Annotated in this window: 1 protein-coding gene and 1 pseudogene; one reads left to right on the top strand and one right to left on the bottom strand. The window is 47.4% G+C overall.

Going from position 1 to position 1,604, the window contains the following annotated elements:
• Positions 1-267: pseudogene (locus tag IQ242_RS24325) on the top strand (flagellar assembly protein H); the annotation flags it as partial.
• A 64-nt stretch (positions 268-331) separates the two neighbouring features.
• On the opposite strand, the gene IQ242_RS24320 reads toward IQ242_RS24325, so the two are convergent.
• A complete protein-coding gene (locus IQ242_RS24320) occupies positions 332-1,384 on the bottom strand; it encodes a 6-bladed beta-propeller (protein WP_193961724.1) in 1,053 nt (350 codons plus the stop codon).
• Positions 1,385-1,604: the final 220 nt, after the last annotated feature.

Here is a 1,604-nt window from a genome sequence, read left to right as displayed (position 1 = left end):
GAGACAATTCTCATTTATAAATTGCCCAAATTAAACCGTAAGGAGATAGAAAAAATGTTTAGTTTAAGTGATTTAAGAGAAACTAAAGTCTATCAAGAAGCTTTAGAGGAAGGCAGAGAGGAAGGCAAAGAAGAAGGCAAAGAGGAAAAAGCTCGACAAATTGCCCTAAAAATGCTATCTGCTGGTTTTTCTATCCCAGAAATCGCCCAATTTACTGACTTATCCCCCGACGCAATCGAGGAATTACAAAGGCAGCAGGAAAATTAAAGCTTTTAACCGCAAAGGGTGGGGAATTAGGGAAATTTTAACTCATCTCCCCACTCCACACCGATTAACCACGTTTAGCGAGGCGACGCACCACTAACCCGCCCCCTAGTATGCCTAATCCGATAATACTAGAAGGTTCGGGCGTTCTGAATACCTGTACGCGATTGTTGTCCATATCGGCTACATAGATATTACCACCGCTACCGACAGCGATACCGTAGGGGAAACTGAACTCACCGTCCCCCGAACCGAGGCTACCGAAAGTGGACTGGAAGGCACCACGGTCGTTGAATACCTGTACGCGATTGTTGAACGTATCGGCTACATAGATATTACCACTGCTATCGACAGCGATACCGTAGGGGAAACTGAACTCACCGTCCCCCGAACCGAGGCTACCGAAAGTGAACTGGAAGACACCACTGGGGTCGAATACCTGTACGCGATCGTTGAACGTATCGGCTACATAGATATTACCACTGCTATCGACAGCGATACCGTAGGAGCCTTGAAACTCACCGTCCCCCGAACCGAAGCTACCGAAAGCGAACAGGAAGAAACCACGGTCGTTGAATACCTGTACCCGATTGTTGGCCGTATCGGCTACATAGATATTACCACCGCTACCGATCGCGATACCGTAGGGGTTATTGAACTTACCGGGATCCGAACCAGTGCTACCGAAAGCGGACTGGAAGACACCACTGGGGTCGAATACCTGTACCCGATTGTTATCCGTATCGGCTACATAGATATTACCACCTCTACCGACGGCGATACCGTAGGGGCTCTTGAACTGACCGTCCCCCGTACCATTGGTACCGAAAGTGGACTGGAAGACACCACTGGGGTTGAATTTCTGTATCCGATTGTTGAACGTATCGGCTACATAGATATTACCACCGCTATCGACAGCGATACCGGTGGGGGTATTGAACTCACCGGGATTCGAACCGTAGCTACCGAAAGCGAAGGAAAAACCAGCCGCAGTGGCACTGGTGGCGATACTAATACATCCGATCGCAGTGGCCGTGACTAGGGAAAAGGATTTCAGCAGAGCCTTTGATAAGCTACGCTTCTCCCGCCCCCCATGATTGATAACTTTAGATAGGGACATAAAGCTTCAGAAAATCTGATCCCAATGTACCCTTTCCTCTAGTAATTGTCAAGAAATTTCTGGGAAGATGTGACAAATTTGCCGATATCCATACAACCCACATTCCGCACCCTAAAGTGTCACATTGAAAATTTTATCTAAATCGTCAAAACGATTGCCGGCTCTGAATTACAGGCTAATTTGTTGGATCAGCAGATGCACAATTAGCCCTAAAAATCTG

This window comes from Microcystis sp. LEGE 08355 (genome assembly GCF_015207185.1).
GTDB classification, from domain to species: Bacteria; Cyanobacteriota; Cyanobacteriia; order Cyanobacteriales; family Microcystaceae; genus Microcystis; species Microcystis panniformis.
This window is presented reverse-complemented; position numbering and strand designations above follow the sequence as displayed.